This window comes from Archangium sp. (assembly GCF_045802675.1).
Lineage (GTDB): Bacteria > Myxococcota > Myxococcia > Myxococcales > Myxococcaceae > Archangium.
This window is the reverse complement of sequence record NZ_JBJMQO010000130.1, coordinates 26,302-40,189: the sequence shown is the minus strand read 5'-3', so window position 1 is coordinate 40,189 and position 13,888 is coordinate 26,302. Positions and strand designations below refer to the sequence as shown.

General features: G+C 71.4%; 11 protein-coding genes. 8 read left to right on the top strand and 3 right to left on the bottom strand.

All coding sequences use genetic code 11. The features are described 5' to 3' along the window. Positions 1–80: 80 nt before the first annotated feature. A complete protein-coding gene (locus tag ACJ8AN_RS36435) occupies positions 81–509 on the top strand; it encodes a hypothetical protein (protein ID WP_407760195.1) in 429 nt (142 codons plus the stop codon). Positions 510–518: 9 nt separating this feature from the next. On the opposite strand, the gene ACJ8AN_RS36430 is transcribed toward ACJ8AN_RS36435, so the two are convergent. Next, positions 519–1,151 (bottom strand): hypothetical protein, encoded by a 633-nt coding sequence (locus ACJ8AN_RS36430; protein ID WP_407760194.1) that lies wholly within the window; start codon positions 1,149–1,151, stop codon positions 519–521. Between the two features lie 233 nt (positions 1,152–1,384). On the opposite strand from ACJ8AN_RS36430, the gene ACJ8AN_RS36425 reads away from it, so the two are divergent. From ACJ8AN_RS36425 to ACJ8AN_RS36410, 4 genes are read left to right on the top strand one after another with little or no spacing between them, the layout of a single operon-like run. Continuing rightward, positions 1,385–3,847: an Hsp70 family protein gene (locus ACJ8AN_RS36425; protein WP_407760193.1), complete on the top strand. Its 2,463-nt coding sequence runs from the start codon at positions 1,385–1,387 to the stop codon at positions 3,845–3,847. After that, on the top strand, positions 3,844–4,206 hold the full coding sequence (locus tag ACJ8AN_RS36420) for a hypothetical protein (RefSeq protein WP_407760192.1): 363 nt from the start codon (positions 3,844–3,846) through the stop codon (positions 4,204–4,206). Before ACJ8AN_RS36425 ends, ACJ8AN_RS36420 begins: the two co-directional genes overlap by 4 nt. Then, a complete protein-coding gene (locus tag ACJ8AN_RS36415; RefSeq protein WP_407760191.1) occupies positions 4,203–5,684 on the top strand; it encodes a hypothetical protein in 1,482 nt (493 codons plus the stop codon). The genes ACJ8AN_RS36420 and ACJ8AN_RS36415 overlap by 4 nt, the downstream gene beginning before the upstream one ends. Before the next feature lie 36 nt (positions 5,685–5,720). Then, complete coding sequence (locus ACJ8AN_RS36410) at positions 5,721–7,544, top strand: AMP-dependent synthetase/ligase (RefSeq protein WP_407760190.1); 1,824 nt, start codon at positions 5,721–5,723, stop codon at positions 7,542–7,544. A 9-nt stretch (positions 7,545–7,553) separates the two neighbouring features. Here ACJ8AN_RS36410 and ACJ8AN_RS36405 read toward each other — a convergent pair whose 3' ends face one another. Continuing rightward, positions 7,554–7,853: a hypothetical protein gene (locus tag ACJ8AN_RS36405; RefSeq protein WP_407760189.1), complete on the bottom strand. Its 300-nt coding sequence runs from the start codon at positions 7,851–7,853 to the stop codon at positions 7,554–7,556. 146 nt (positions 7,854–7,999) lie between these two features. On the opposite strand from ACJ8AN_RS36405, the gene ACJ8AN_RS36400 reads away from it, so the two are divergent. Next, entirely contained in the window at positions 8,000–9,190 is a 1,191-nt protein-coding gene (locus ACJ8AN_RS36400) for an SRPBCC family protein (protein WP_407760188.1), read from the top strand. A gap of 6 nt (positions 9,191–9,196) precedes the next feature. Here ACJ8AN_RS36400 and ACJ8AN_RS36395 read toward each other — a convergent pair whose 3' ends face one another. Beyond that, on the bottom strand, positions 9,197–11,020 hold the full coding sequence (locus ACJ8AN_RS36395; RefSeq protein ID WP_407760187.1) for a M48 family metalloprotease: 1,824 nt from the start codon (positions 11,018–11,020) through the stop codon (positions 9,197–9,199). A gap of 72 nt (positions 11,021–11,092) precedes the next feature. Between ACJ8AN_RS36395 and ACJ8AN_RS36390 the strand changes: the two genes are divergently transcribed. Then, positions 11,093–12,805, top strand: a complete 1,713-nt coding sequence (locus tag ACJ8AN_RS36390; RefSeq protein ID WP_407760186.1) for a bifunctional metallophosphatase/5'-nucleotidase — start codon at positions 11,093–11,095, stop codon at positions 12,803–12,805. A gap of 90 nt (positions 12,806–12,895) precedes the next feature. After that, positions 12,896–13,885 (top strand): alpha/beta fold hydrolase, encoded by a 990-nt coding sequence (locus tag ACJ8AN_RS36385; RefSeq protein ID WP_407760185.1) that lies wholly within the window; start codon positions 12,896–12,898, stop codon positions 13,883–13,885. The last annotated feature ends 3 nt before the right edge of the window (positions 13,886–13,888 follow it).

Sequence of the window (13,888 nt, the reverse complement as noted above, 5' to 3'; positions counted from 1 at the left end):
TCAGTTTTTGCCGAAGTGTAATACAAGCCAATGCTCTCTTTATGAAGACCTCTGCGGGGAAGATACCGAAGCAGGCCGACATGAAATTTCTCTTCCCCGCCGTCCTTTTGTGCTCCTGCGCTCTTTCGGGCTGTGTGATGCTCGAGCGCTTCGGCTATCACAGATATCAGAAGGCGGAGATGGCTCCTCCCGAGGAGTCGGCCCAGATCAATTTTCCAAACTCATATGAGGGTGGCACCCGCCTCGACGGAGCCATGATGAAGGCCCTCTCGGTGGCCATGAATGACTACCTGCCTCCTTACATCCAGGCAGAGAAGCAGGAGGGCCCCGAGTTCCAATGTCTCGCCCGTTGGGACACGTATCGGACCGTCGTGATGCAGGCTAACGAGAACCTCTTCTTCGTGCTGCTCTCCCCGGACCTGTCGAAATGCGCCCCGGGATTCATCGTCCCTGACGCGGGAGCGGAGTACGCCATCGACGCGCAAGGGCGCATCCTGTCGAAGCGGTGAACTCCCCGCTCAGAAGACCCAGCCGAGCCGCAGCAGGTCGAGATTGAGGTTCCACGCAACGCCCCTGTTCGCTTCCCCCGGCTGCCCCCTGGCAATCCACAGCCAGTCCGGTCCCGTCCCGAGCAGCGCCAGCGGGCTGTAACCCACGCTCGCTCCAATCAAGGGCGTCAGCGTGAAGTTCCCCCACCGGAAGCCGTAGCCCACGTCCAGGCCCGCTTCGAACACGACCGTGGACATCCCCCACCTGTCCACGACGTTGCGGCCGCCCTCGTGCAGAAGGGTCTCCTCGTATTTGTAGACGAACATCGCCGTCACCAGCGGCTGCACGAAGAATCCCTCGTAGGGGCGCTCTCCCGAGAGTTGGAAGACAGGCCCCACCGAGACGCGCACCGCATCCGCGCGGTGGTCCAGCGTCGTCCCCTCCTCCGTCGGCATCCACCGGCGGTGCAGATACGACAGCTCCACCCCGAGCGCGCTCCGCTCGCCCAGCGGCACGTTCATGCCCACCGGCACGTAGAGCACCGTCCCCGGCAGCGGCCCGCTGGAGGCGAGCCCCACCACGGGCAGCAAGGCCCCCCACGCCGGCTCCAGCCAGAGCTGCTTCTCGTGCTCGTGCTCCCCAGCCCACGCCGCTCCACCCACGAGACACACTCCCAGCGCAAGCGCACTCCACCCCTGTCCCTTCATGATCGTTCCCCCTCTTCAAATGGTGCCCAGCGCCTGAGCAACACGCGGGCCAGAGGGACTCCGGACCCCGCCCCTCGGGGCCGTGCACGGAAGCGAGACCCACGCGCCTTGGCGCTCTCAGAATTCCAAGGCCCACGAGCCCCGGCCCCGGTGCGCTGGCTCGGAGCGGCCATGTATCATCCGCCGCCATGGCCTCTCCCCTCTACCTCGGCATCGACCTGGGGACCACCAACTCCACCGCCGCGGCCTTCGACGGAGAGCAACTCACGCTCCTCCGCAACGCCCAGGGCGCCAACCTCACCCCCTCCGTGGTGCGCATCGACGCTCGCGGCGCCGTCACCGTCGGAGAGCGCGCCCGCCGCCTCCTCGACTCGGATCCCCAGAACACCCGCTCCGAGTTCAAGCGCCTCATGGGCACCGCCCAGTCCCTCGACTTCGCCGCCGCGAAGCTCTCGCGCAAGCCCGAGGAGCTCGCCGCCGAGGTCCTCAAGTCCCTGCGCAAGGACGTGGAGCAGCAGCTCGGCGTGGCCCCCACCTGCGCCGTCATCTCCGTCCCCGCCCTCTTCGAGCTGCCCCAGAACGCCGCCACCTCCGAGGCCGCCCGTCTCGCCGGCTTCTCCCGCGTCGAGCTCATCCAGGAGCCCGTCGCCTCGGCGCTCGCCGCTGGCTGGAGCGCCGACTCGGACGAGGGCAGCTGGCTCGTCTACGACCTCGGCGGCGGCACCTTCGACGTGTCCCTCCTCGAGACGCGCGATGGGCTGCTGCGCGTCGTGGGCCATGACGGGGACAACTTCCTCGGCGGCCGCGACTTCGACCAGGCCATCGTCGACGACGTGCTCGCCGAGCTCCTGCGCACCCAGGGCGCCGACATCCGCCGCGCCGACCCCCGCCACGCCACCGCCCTGCGCAAGCTCAAGCGCGCCGTGGAGGAGGCGAAGATTGAATTGTCCCGCTCCGACGAGGTCCCCCTCCTCGTGCCCGCCGCCTTCGAGACCGACAGCGGCCCGGTGGACGTGGACGTGCTCCTCTCCCGCTCGCGCGTCGAGGCCGCCTGCGCTCCTCTGGTGCAGCGCTCCATCCAGGTGTGTCTGCGATTGCTCGCCTCGCACGGGCTGGAGCCCTCGCAGCTCGGCAAGGTGGTGCTCGTCGGCGGCCCCACCGCCATGCCCTTCCTCCGCTCCCAGGTGCAGAGCGCGCTTGGCGCTCCCTTCGCCGAGGGGTTGGATCCCATGACGCTCGTGGCCCAGGGTGCCGCGCTCTACGCCGCCTCCGCCGGGCTCGATGGCCGCCCCGCCTCCAGCGCCCCGCCCGCGCCCTCCGGCCGCAAGGTGTGGCTCCAGTACCCCGCCATGAGCTCGGACCTGTCCCCGCATGTCGTGGGCCGGCTCGTGGAGGGCGACTCGGGCCCCAAACCCTCTCACATCCGGCTTGTCCGGGCCGACGGTGGCTGGAGCAGCCCCGAGTCCCCGCTCTCCGCCGAGGGCGCCTTCGTCCTCTCCGTGCAGCTCGTCCCGCGCAAGCCCAATGTCTTCCGCCTCGAGGGACGCGGCGCGGACGGCAAGCCGGTGGCGCTGTCTCCCACCACGTTCACCATCGTCCAGGGCCTCACCCTGAGCGACCCGCCCCTGTCGCGCAGCATCGGCGTGGCGCTCGCCAACAACGCCGTGCGCGTCTACTTCGAGCGCGGCGCTCCCCTCCCCGCCCGCCGCACCTTCCGCCAGCGCACCGTCGAGGCCGTCGCCCGCGGCTCCACCGGCAACGTGCTGCGCATCCCCATCGTCCAAGGCGAGCTCGAGTGGGCCCACCTGTGCCGGCTCGTCGGCGCGCTGGAGATTCGCGGAGAGCAGCTCAACGCCTCGCTGCCCGCGGACTCCGAGGTGGAGCTGACGCTGGAGCTGGACCGTGGCGGCCGGCTGTCGGCCCGTGCGCTGGTGCCCGCGCTCGGACAGGTCTTCGAGCAGGTGGCCCAGCTCCTCGTGCCCGACGCCACGCCCGAGTCCCTCCAGGAGGGCCTCACTACGGCGCGCGAGCGGGTGGCGATGCTGCGCAGCTCGGCCTTCCGCCGCGGGGCCTCCGAGGTGGTGTCCCTGCTGGGCTACGCGGACCCGGCGCTCGCGGAGATAGAGCGGGACGTGGAGGCGGCGCGCGGCGGGGACGCGGACGCGGGGCAGAAGGCCCGGCGCGGGCTGTTGGACCTGGACGCGCAGCTCGAGCAGGCCGAGTCGGGCCTGCGCTGGCCGGAGCTGGAGGAGACGGTGCGCGAGGAGCTCGCCGTCGCGTCCTCCTGGGTGTCGCAGTTCGGCAGCCCCACCGAGCAGAAGCTGCTCGAGGACGCCATGCGGGCCTGTGAGCGGGCGCACGCCGGCCGTCAGGCGGTGGAGCTGCAGCGGCATCTGCGCAGCGTCCGCAAGCTGGGCAACGCCGCCTTCTACCGTCACCCCTCGGCGTGGGAGTGGCAGTTCGATTCCGCCTCCAGCCGCGTGTCCGAGGCCTCCGACGTGGCCCGCGCCGAGGAGCTGGTCCAGAAGGGCCGGCGCGCCCTGGAGCAGCAGCGCCGCGAGGAATTGCGCCAGGTGGTGGAGCAGCTCTGGCGGCTGCTGCCCGAGGACGCGCAGGAGCGCCGAATGGCGCACGACTCGGGGGTCCGATGAGCCTGTCCGAAAAGGACGTCTTCGCGCGGTTGAGGGAGAACGCCTTCCACGTGCTCGGACTGCGCCCCTCGTGCACCCGCATGGAGGTGGAGCGCGAGGGCCAGAAGCTGCTCGCCATGCTGGAGCTGGGGCTCGCCGAGGCCGCGCACTACGACACGCCCGTGGGCCGCATGCCGCGCACCGCCGAGACCGTCCGCTCCGCCATGGCCACCCTGCGCGACCCCGACACCCGGCTCCTGCACGCGCTCTGGGCTCAGCTTCCCCCCGGTGACGCGCTTCCCCAGCAGGCGTCCCCGGCACAGGAGGCCGCGCCCTGGCCCGAGGCCGCGGCACGGCTCGGCTGGCGGAGGCAAACATGATTCCCGTCGGAGCCATCGTCGGTGCCGTCATGGCGCTCCGGGCCCTGAACGGCGCGAAGGGGGCGAAGGGACAGCCCAACCCCTATGCGGCAGATGCGGGCTACTTCGTCCTCAGCCTCATCTTCATCCTCCCGGCCACGCTGGTCTGCTTCGCGGCGCTGCTGGAGGGAGCGTGGTGGTGCGCCCCGCTCGTCCTGCTCGGGCTCGCGCTGTTCTTCCCCTGGACCACCGTCCGGTGGGTGTTCATCCCGCTGGGCTGGACTCGCGCGGCGTACCGCTTCGGCTCCCTGGCCGCGTTGAGCTGGGGCGCGGACCCCAAGGGCGGGCGGGTGCTCGCTGGCGCCTGGGCGCTCCTGCGCTCGAAGAACCCCTCCGCCGAGGACCGGGACTGGCTGGAGCAACAGCTGGCGGACACGTGCGTCCCGATGCGGGGCGCGGCCCTCGTCGCGAGCGGACTGCTGGCCGCCTCGCGTGGAGACCTGGAGACCGCGCGCGCCCTGTGCCGGAGCGTGAGCCACCTGGACCGGCGCGTCGCGCCCCGGCTGGCCCGGAAGGCCGCGCTGGAGTGGAGCCTCGCCGATGCCGCCGCCCACGGCCGCTGGCGCGACGTGCTCGAGCTCTCTCAACGCGGCAGTGGCTCCTACTCGCTCGCCGCCTTCTTCCAGGCCGCGGCCCGGCGCCTGCTGCGCGAGCCTCGCGCGGGACGCTTCGCCCTGGGGGCGTGGTGGGTGCTCGCCCGGCGCTGGTGGGCCACCTGGCCCCTGCTGAAGCGCGCCTGGCAGCAGACGCCCGCCCCGTCCCTGCTGCTGGCCATGGGCGAGCTGGCGGGCAGCACGCCGGAGCCCCTGGCCCGGGCGCTGGAGCTCCACGCGGCGCTCGCGCGGGTGCCTCCGGGACAGGAGGCGATGGTGCTCGCCCTGGCGACGGAGGCATGGGAGCAGGCGCTGTCCTCGTTCACGGTGAAGGACCTCGTGGCGGAGCGCGCGAAGGGGCTCGCGCCCGGGGCCGGAGCACGGGCGCTGGAGATGCTCGGCGAGCAGGTGACGGAGGAGCTCGCGGCCTGGGTGCTGGCGCGGGAGGTGCCGCTGTACCGGCTCGAGCCCAGCGGCCAACTCTTCGAGAGTGTCGAGTACCGGGCGCGCAACGAGCTCCTGGAGCGCATCGAAGCCGCCGCCGAGGACGTGGAACGCCGGTTGGCGGAGCGGCGCCCCCTCGAGGCCGAGGAGGAGTGGCGGGGCTTCCTGTCGCTCCAGCGGCAGTGCACCCTGGCCGCGGCCATCGGCGGAGGGGAGGCGCGGCGGCTCGCCTTCGAGGCGGTGAACATTCCCCTGTGCAACCTCGGCGCGTGGCTGTTCAACGAGCGGCAGGAGCGGGCCATCGCCAACGGGATGTTCCAATGGCTGCTCGCCGAGTCGCTCGAGCTGGGCAGCGACGAGGACCGGCGTCGGTATCGGAACAACGTGGGTTGCGGACCGTAGTCGAGCCGCTTGCCAGGGCCTATGGTGCGCTCCCATATGAGCGGCAGCGCGCAGACGAAGGAGATGGCGGGTCAGGGACAGGTCACGCTCGCACCGGATGCACACCTGCTCCAACCCCTGCTGAAGCACGCACGCGAGACACCGGACAAGCCCCTGTTCTCGCGTCGTGTCGGTGACACGTTCGAGCCCCTCACCGCCGGGGAAATCGCCCGGACGGTGCGCCGGGTGGCCCGGGGATTGATAGCGCTCGGCGTCGAGCCGGGCCAGCGCGTGGCTGTCATGTCGAAGACGCGCGTCGAGTGGGTGCTGCTCGACTACGCCATCCTCGCCATCGGGGCCACCACGGTGCCCATCTACGAGACGTCCTCCGCCGACCAGGTGGAGTGGATTCTCAAGGACAGCGAGGCGGTGGCCGCCTTCTTCGAGACGGACGCCCTGCACGCGCTCTACCGCCAGTCCGCGGAGCGGCTCCCGGCCTGCCGCAACACCTTCGTCATCGACCAGGCGGCGCTCGAGCACCTGCAGAAGCGCGGGGACGAGGTCGACGAGGCCCGGCTGGACGAGCGGCTGTCGCGGCTGCGCACGGACGGGCTGGCCACGCTCATCTACACCTCGGGCACCACGGGGCGGCCCCGGGGCTGCGAGCTGTCGCACGCCAACATCCGGATGAACGCCCTGCAGGTGCTCACCTACGCGGGCAACCTGATTACCGAGCAGGACCGGACGATGCTCTTCCTGCCGCTCGCCCACGCCCTGGCCAAGATGCTCTTCCTGGCCGCGGTGGAGCGGGGTTGCACGGTGGCCTTCGCCACCAGCGCGGGCCGGCTTCCCGAGGAGCTCGGCATGGTGCGGCCCACGTGGTTCGGCACCGTGCCCCGCGTGCTGGAGAAGTTCTACCAGACGGCGCAGCAGAAGGCGGACCAGGCGGGCAAGGTGCGCGTGTTCGACCTCGCCACGGAGGTGGCCATCCAGGCCTCGCGCAACCGCGCCGAGGGCCGCTTCGGCCTCTTCACGCGGCTGCAGCACGCGGTGCTCGATCGACTCCTGTACCGCAACATCCGCCAGGCCTTCGGAGGGCAGCTGCGCTTCGTCGTGTCGGGCGGCGGACCCCTGGCGGAGCGGCTGAACCACTTCTACAACGGCATGGGCCTGAGGGTGCTCGAGGGCTACGGCATGACCGAGACGAGCCCGGTGCTCACCATCAACTCCGACACGGCCAACCGGATTGGCACGGTGGGCAAGCCGCTGCCGGGCACCACCATCCGCATCGCGGACGACGGGGAAATCCTCGCGAAGGGCCCGCAGATCTTCCATGGCTACTGGCACAACGCCGAGGCCACCCAGCGCACCTTCACGCAGGACGGGTGGCTACAGACGGGAGACCTGGGCAGCCTGGATGACGCGGGCTTCCTGCGCATCACCGGCCGCAAGAAGGAGATCCTCGTCACCGCGGCGGGCAAGAACGTGGCGCCGGGGCCGCTGGAGGACCGCATCCGCGAGCACCCGCTCGTCAGTCAGGCCATGGTGGTGGGCGAGGGCAAACCCTTCGTGGCGGCGCTCGTCACGCTCGACCCCGGGGCCTTCGCCAACTGGGCGCGGAAGCATGACAAGGCGGGGCAGCCGCTCGAGTCACTCACGGAAGACGCCGCGCTGCGCGCCGAGATCAGCCAGGCCATCGACTCGGCCAACCGCTCGGTGTCGCGTGCGGAGTCCATCCGCAAGTTCGTCATCCTCCCGCATGACTTCACCATCGAGCGCAACGAGCTCACGCCCTCGCTCAAGGTGCGCCGCCACATCGTCAGCACCCACTATGCCCAGGTCATCGAGAACCTCTTCGGGCACGCGGGTGCTGGCGACTGAGGACGGCTCTCAGGCGATGATGCCCGGTATCCCCGGCGGCTGCTGGTACGGGTCCGGCGCCTCGTGGATGCCCGGCGGATTGCTCTCCGGCTCCGTCTGACGGCCGGGCTCCTCCATCGGGGGCTCGCGCCGCGAGGGCGGTTCAATCTCCGGGGGCTGGCGCGTGGGCGGTTCAATCTCCGGCGCGTGCCTCCGCGTGGGCGGTTCGATTTCCGGTGGACGTTGCGGCTCCGGCTCGCGCTGGGGCGACGTCCGCGGCTCCGGCTCCTTCACCGGCCCTCCCGGTCTGTTCGGCGGCAGTTCAGGCATGCTCTCCCCTCCTTCGTCCCACCAATCTGTGCATGCAGGTGGGTCCAGGTACGAGACAGCCAGGGAGGAGAGCCCTCGCCCGCCTGCTGCCGAGCGGATTACCCGGACCCAGCTTGGGGCACTGGAGTTCCAAGGAGGGCAGGGAAATGAGAGCTACCTGGTGGCTGGTGGGGGGCATGGGGTTGGGCGCGAGCGTCATGTACCTGTCGGATCCGCGCGCGGGGCGGCGCCGCCGTGCCGTGGCCCAGGACAAGGCCCTTCACGTGGTGCACGCGGCGGGGGATGCGGCGGGCGTGGTGGCGAGGGATCTCGTCCACCGCACCCGGGGCTTCTTCTTCAACTCCATGGGCCGGGTGCGCCGCGAGGAAGTCGACGACCGGACCATCGAGGCGCGCATCCGCTCGGCACTGGGCCGCGTGTGCTCGCACCCGGCTGCCATCCACGTGAACGTCGAGCAGGGCCGCGTGCATCTGCACGGCGTCGCGCTCAAGGCCGAGCATCCTCGCATCCTCTCGCGCGTGAGGCGGGTGCGCGGCGTGCTGGACGTGACGGACAACCTACAGGTCTTCAAACAACCCGGCAGCCACCCGGAGTTGCAGGGAGGCGCGATACGGCCCGGCGCCCGGCCCGAGTTCCTCCAGCACAACTGGTCTCCCGCGGCGCGCTTCGTGGCGGGGCTCGGCGGCGCGAGCCTGCTCACGTGGGGCGCGAGGAACCGGAGCGTGCCCGGCGTGGTGTCCACGTGCCTCGGCTCGCTGCTCACCCTGCGCAGCATCACCAACATCGAGCTCAAGCGTCTCACGGGCCTGGGTGGCGGGCGGCTGGCCATCGAAATCCACAAGGACATCATGGTCCACGCGCCGGTGGAGGAGGTGTTCGCCTTCTGGCGGGCGATGGAGAACTTCTCGCGCTTCATGAGCCACGTGGAGTCGGTGCGCACCAGTGGCGAGGACCGCTCGCACTGGCGGGTGCGGGGCCCGGCGGGCATGGCCTTCGAGTGGGACGCGCTCATCACCCGGCTCATCCCCAACCAGGTGCTCGCCTGGAAGAGCGTGGAGGGCTCCACGGTGGAGAACGCGGGCATCATCCACTTCGAGCCCTTCCACGGCGGGCGCTCCACGCGGCTGGACATCCGCATGTCCTACAACCCGCCCGCGGGCGCGCTCGGCCACGCCTTCGCCCGGCTGCTGGGAGCGGACCCCAAGCGGCAGATGGACGATGACCTGCTGCGCTTCAAGTCGCTCATCGAGCTGGGCAAGGCCACGGGCAACGAGACGGTGTCGCGCGAGCAGCTCTCGCCTCCGGTGACGCCGCCGCCCGGGAGCCGGGTGCACTGACGGTGCTCAGGCGTTGCTGCGCTGGACGAGCTCGGCGTACTCGGGGCCGGGCACCTCGAGCGTGATGAGGTCCGACTCCTCGTCGTAGTGGCGCACCTTGAAGGCCTTGTGCGCCTGGCGCGCATGGGCCTCGCAGACGGGCACCTGGATGGTGACGTCGCCGTCATCCCGCATCACGCCACCCACGTGGAAGCGCGTCTCCACGTGGCGGGCGAGGGTGCCCCGGCACAGCGCGCAGCACAGCGGCAGGCCCATGCGCTCGAAGGGGGCGCGCACCGTCACCACGTCCCCCACCCGCAGCACCGTCACCACCGCCAGCGGCGCGAGCGCCCTCGCCCGCTCCTCCTCGCGCACGCTCCACGTGGCCCCGGGTGCCACCCCGAGCCGCTCGCGCAGGCGCTCCAGCGCCTCGGGCCCGAGCGTCCCCGCGAGCAGTCCCTCCACCAGGGCCGTGGGCTCCACCCGCTCCCCGTCGCGCTCCAACGTCAGCGGCTCGCCGGGGGACGTCCGCCACGTCATGCCGTGCCGGCCGAGGATGCTCGCCACGTACGCGCTCACCGCGTGGCTCACCACCTCGTGCACCCGCTCGTCGCGGTCCGGCGCCCGGTAGCCCACCAGCCGCGGGTCGATGACCTCCGCGAAGGCCTCGCGCGCGGCGGCGTCCTTCAGCAGCCCCGGCACCCGCGCCAGCGAGAAGTCCGGCACCCGCGCCTGCACCCGCGTGGCCGTCTCGTTCCACAGCACGCTCCAGCGCGCGCCGGCCTCGGCCCAGGGCACCAGCTCCACCGCGTTCGGCCACAGCTCCGCGGTGAAGCGCCGCTCCAGCGCCTCCGCGTCCGAGAGCAGCGTGTACGCGGGCGTCGGGTCCTCGGGCACGTCCGGCACCCGCACCGCCTCCGCGAAGGCGATGCGCTCCTCCATGCCCGGGTGCGAGTCGTAGGGCCGGGCGTCGCGCGCGGGCCCGGCCCCAGCCAGCTCGCACCGGGCCTCCTCCCAGGCGGGGCTCGCGAGGTAGCGGCGGAAGCCCTCGAAGAGGTTGTCCGGCACCACGTCCCGGTGCGCCAGCGGGTACACCTCGTGCTCCAGGAAGCGGCGGTAGCCCTGGGCGTGGAGCGCCTCGCAGCGCAGGCCGGAGACGTGCGCCCGCTTGCCGGCGATGCGCAGGCTCCACTCGTCCGCCACCAGCTCCTGCTGCCGGGAGATGGACTGGGTGATGCGCAGGAAGAGCTTGGGCACCCAGGTAAAGGGCTTGCGCAGCGGCAGCTCGTGCTGGCCGAGCAACGCCAGGGCGCGGCTCATCGCCGAGCGCGTGGAGTAGACGAGCCCCGCCAGCTTCGTCTCCCCGCCCTTGAAGTGCCCGAGCTCGTGCGCCACGGCGGCGCGGAACTGCGAGAGGTCATCCACCGCCAGCAGCCCCAGGCCGATGCAGAGAATCCGCCGGCCGCCGAAGCCGAGGAAGCCGCCCACCTGGGACACGTACGCGTTGACGTCCTCGACGAGGTACACCTCCGCGGGCAGCGCCATGTCCATGCGCCCGGCCACGTCCTGGAGGGTGGCGAACAGCCGCGGGTGCTCGTCCGCGGTGAGCCGGGGGCCGGGGGGAACGAAGCGCTCGCGCTGCGGCAGCAGGCTCCAGAGGATGGCCCCCGCGCCCGCGAGGCACAGCGCGGAGAACAGCGCATGGAAGCGGTGCGTCGTGTCCAGGAAGAACGGGAGGGCCAGCAGCCCGAGCGCCACGCCCAGCGTCACCGTGTAGAAAAGGAGCAGGAACCCCACCGCGAAGAGCGCGCGGACTGTGTACGAGCGGGCCCACATGACGTTTCCCTTCACGGTCCTCCGAAGCTTAGGGCGAACTCGCACGCACGCGCCAACGCACGGGGTGAGGGTGATAGGAACCCCCGCATGCACCCTCCCTCGCCGTCCCGGCCCTCGCCGCTCCACGCGCTCCTGCTCGCCACCACGCTCCTCGCCGCCTGCGCCCACCCGGGCCCGGGCCCGGGCACAGCGACGGCACGGGGCACAACGCCCCGCCAGGTCCATGCGCGCCTGCTGGCCATCAATGACTTCCACGGGAACCTCCTGCCGCCCCAGGGCTCCTCCGGAGAAATCCGCACCGGCACCAACCCCGACGGCAGCGCCCAGAAGGTGAAGGTGGGCGGCGCGAGCTTCCTCGCCCGCCATCTGGCCGAGCTGCGCGCCCGGGATCCGCAAAACACCCTGGTGGTGGCGGCGGGAGACCTCATCGGGGCCAGCCCGCTCGTCTCCGCGCTCTTCCACGACGAGCCCACCATCGAGGCGATGAACCTCGCGGGGCTGAATCTCACCTCCGTGGGCAACCACGAGTTCGACGAGGGCACCACCGAGCTGCGGCGCATGCAGACCGGAGGCTGCCACCCGGTGGACGGCTGCCAGGACGGCACGCCCTTCGAGGGGGCGCGCTTCCAGTACCTCTCCGCCAACGTTGTGGACGCCCAGGGCCACACGCTCTTCCCGGCCTACGCGGTGCGCGAGCTCGGGGGCGTGAAGGTGGCCTTCATCGGCATGACGCTCGAGGGCACGCCGGAGATCGTCGAGGCCGCGGGCATCCAGGGCTACCAGTTCCGCGACGAGGCCGACACGGTCAACGCGCTCGTCCCCGAGCTGAAACGGCAGGGCATCCGCGCCATCGTGGTGCTGATTCACGAAGGCGCCGCGCAGAACCCCGCGCCGGGCCCGTATGACGGGTGCGAGGGCATCTCCGGCGCCATCGTGGACATCGTCCACCGGTTCGACCCCGAGGTGGACGCCGTCATCAGCGGCCACACCCACCAGGCCTACAACTGCGTCATCGACGGCAAGCCCGTCACCAGCGCGGCCTCCTATGGGCGCGTCATCACCGACCTGGAGCTCGTGCTGGACACCTCCACCGGCGACGTGGTGGGCAGCTCCGCGCACAACGTGCTCGTCACCCAGGACGTGGAGGGCGTGCCCGACGTGCAGGCGCTGGTGGAGCGCTACGACAGGCTGGCCGCCCCGCTGCGCGACCGCGTCCTCGGCAAGGTGACGGCACCGCTCCAGCAGCCGGGCGCCCGGCGTTGGCCCTCGGGCGAGTCCACGCTGGGCAATCTGATCGCCGACTCGCAGCTCGAGGCGACGAAGGACGCGGGCGCCCAGGTGGCCTTCATGAACCCGGGCGGCGTCCGCGCGGACCTCGACGCGGGCGACGTCACCTACGGCGAGTCCTTCACCATCCAGCCCTTCGGCAACTCACTGGTGACGCTCACGCTCACCGGCGCGCAGCTGCACTCGCTGCTGGAGGCGCAGTGGGAGGGCAACACCGTGCGCATCCTCCAGCCCTCGCGGGGCTTCTCCTATACGTGGAAGGCCTCGGCACCCGTGGGCCAGAAGGTGGACCCGGCCAGCCTCCGGCTCAACGGCGCGCCGGTGGACCCGGCGGGCCGCTACCGCGTGACGGTGAACAACTTCCTCGCGGGCGGCGGCGACGGCTTCCGCGTGCTCGCCGAGGGCACCGAGCGCCGCGGCGGCCCGGTGGACCTGGACGCACTGGAGGCGTACCTGAAGACGCACTCCCCGCTCGCCCCGCCGGAGACGAACCGCATCACCCGGACGGAATAGCCACCACCCGACAGTCGCGCCGGACAGCGGGCGACACTTGCCGCCCGTGGCACGGGCAACCCGGGGCCGGAGATGACACACATACGGGCCATGCGAACCTCGCGTCTTGGACTCCTGGGTTGTGCCGTCCTGTGCGCGCTGGTGGCCGCCTGTACGCACCACGCGCCGCTCGCCCTCAACACCGAGCCGCCGCTGGCCGCGGGCGAGCACCAGCGCGTCCTCAATGGGGTGAGGCTGTACTACCGCATCGCCGGCGAGGCACCGGCGGAGCGCGCCCCGGTGCTCTTCCTCCACGGGGGCCCCGGCTACAACAGCTACAGCTTCGCCCGCCTAATGGGCCCGCGCCTGGAGAAGAAGCGGCGCATGGTGTACCTCGACCAGCGCGGCTGCGGCCGCTCCGAGCGCCCGTGGGACGCCCGCTACTCGCTGGAGGTGCTGGTGGCGGACCTCGAGGCGCTGCGTCAGGACCTGGGCCTGGAGCGCTGGGTGCTGATGGGCCACTCCTTCGGCGGCACGCTCGCGCTGGAGTACGCGGCGCGCTACCCCGAGCACGTGGCGGGCGTGGTGTACGTGAGCGGCTTCTCCGACGCGGCGAGCTCCTTCGCCACCTGGAAGCGCGAGCTCGAGCGCCTGTACCCCGAGCGTCTGGCTTCGGCCCCGGCCACCCCCGCGGAGGACAAGGACACCTCGGACTACGCGCGGGTGATGCGGGCGCTGCGGGGCGTGGACGCGCAGGCCTTCTTCAACCAGCTGCAATTCCACAACACCACGTCCCTCCAGATGCAGGAGGCGGTGGACGCGGAGAGCGGCCTGCGCAACACGGGGGAGATGTCCCGGGCCCTCTTCTCCACCGAGCTGCCCAACTACCGCTTCTCCGCCCCGGAGCGCGTCTCCGCGCCGGTGCTCGTCGTGGGCGGCCGGTACGACAACTCCATCGGCCTGGAGAGCATGAAGGCCCTGGCGACGACGCTGCCGCACGCCACCTTCCTCGAGTACGAGCAGAGCGGGCACTTCCCCTACCTGGAGGAGGCGGACCGCTTCGAGCAGGACGTGACGCGCTTCCTGTCGGCCGTGCCCTGAGCG

Coding starts and splice junctions, on each gene's coding strand:
- ACJ8AN_RS36415 (WP_407760191.1), top strand. CDS start 4,203: ATGATTCCCGTCGGAGCCATCGTCGGTGCCGTCATGGCGCTCCGGGCC.
- ACJ8AN_RS36425 (WP_407760193.1), top strand. CDS start 1,385: ATGGCCTCTCCCCTCTACCTCGGCATCGACCTGGGGACCACCAACTCC.
- ACJ8AN_RS36435 (WP_407760195.1), top strand. CDS start 81: ATGAAATTTCTCTTCCCCGCCGTCCTTTTGTGCTCCTGCGCTCTTTCG.
- ACJ8AN_RS36390 (WP_407760186.1), top strand. CDS start 11,093: ATGCACCCTCCCTCGCCGTCCCGGCCCTCGCCGCTCCACGCGCTCCTG.
- ACJ8AN_RS36385 (WP_407760185.1), top strand. CDS start 12,896: ATGCGAACCTCGCGTCTTGGACTCCTGGGTTGTGCCGTCCTGTGCGCG.
- ACJ8AN_RS36410 (WP_407760190.1), top strand. CDS start 5,721: ATGAGCGGCAGCGCGCAGACGAAGGAGATGGCGGGTCAGGGACAGGTC.
- ACJ8AN_RS36420 (WP_407760192.1), top strand. CDS start 3,844: ATGAGCCTGTCCGAAAAGGACGTCTTCGCGCGGTTGAGGGAGAACGCC.
- ACJ8AN_RS36405 (WP_407760189.1), bottom strand. CDS start 7,853: ATGCCTGAACTGCCGCCGAACAGACCGGGAGGGCCGGTGAAGGAGCCG.
- ACJ8AN_RS36400 (WP_407760188.1), top strand. CDS start 8,000: ATGAGAGCTACCTGGTGGCTGGTGGGGGGCATGGGGTTGGGCGCGAGC.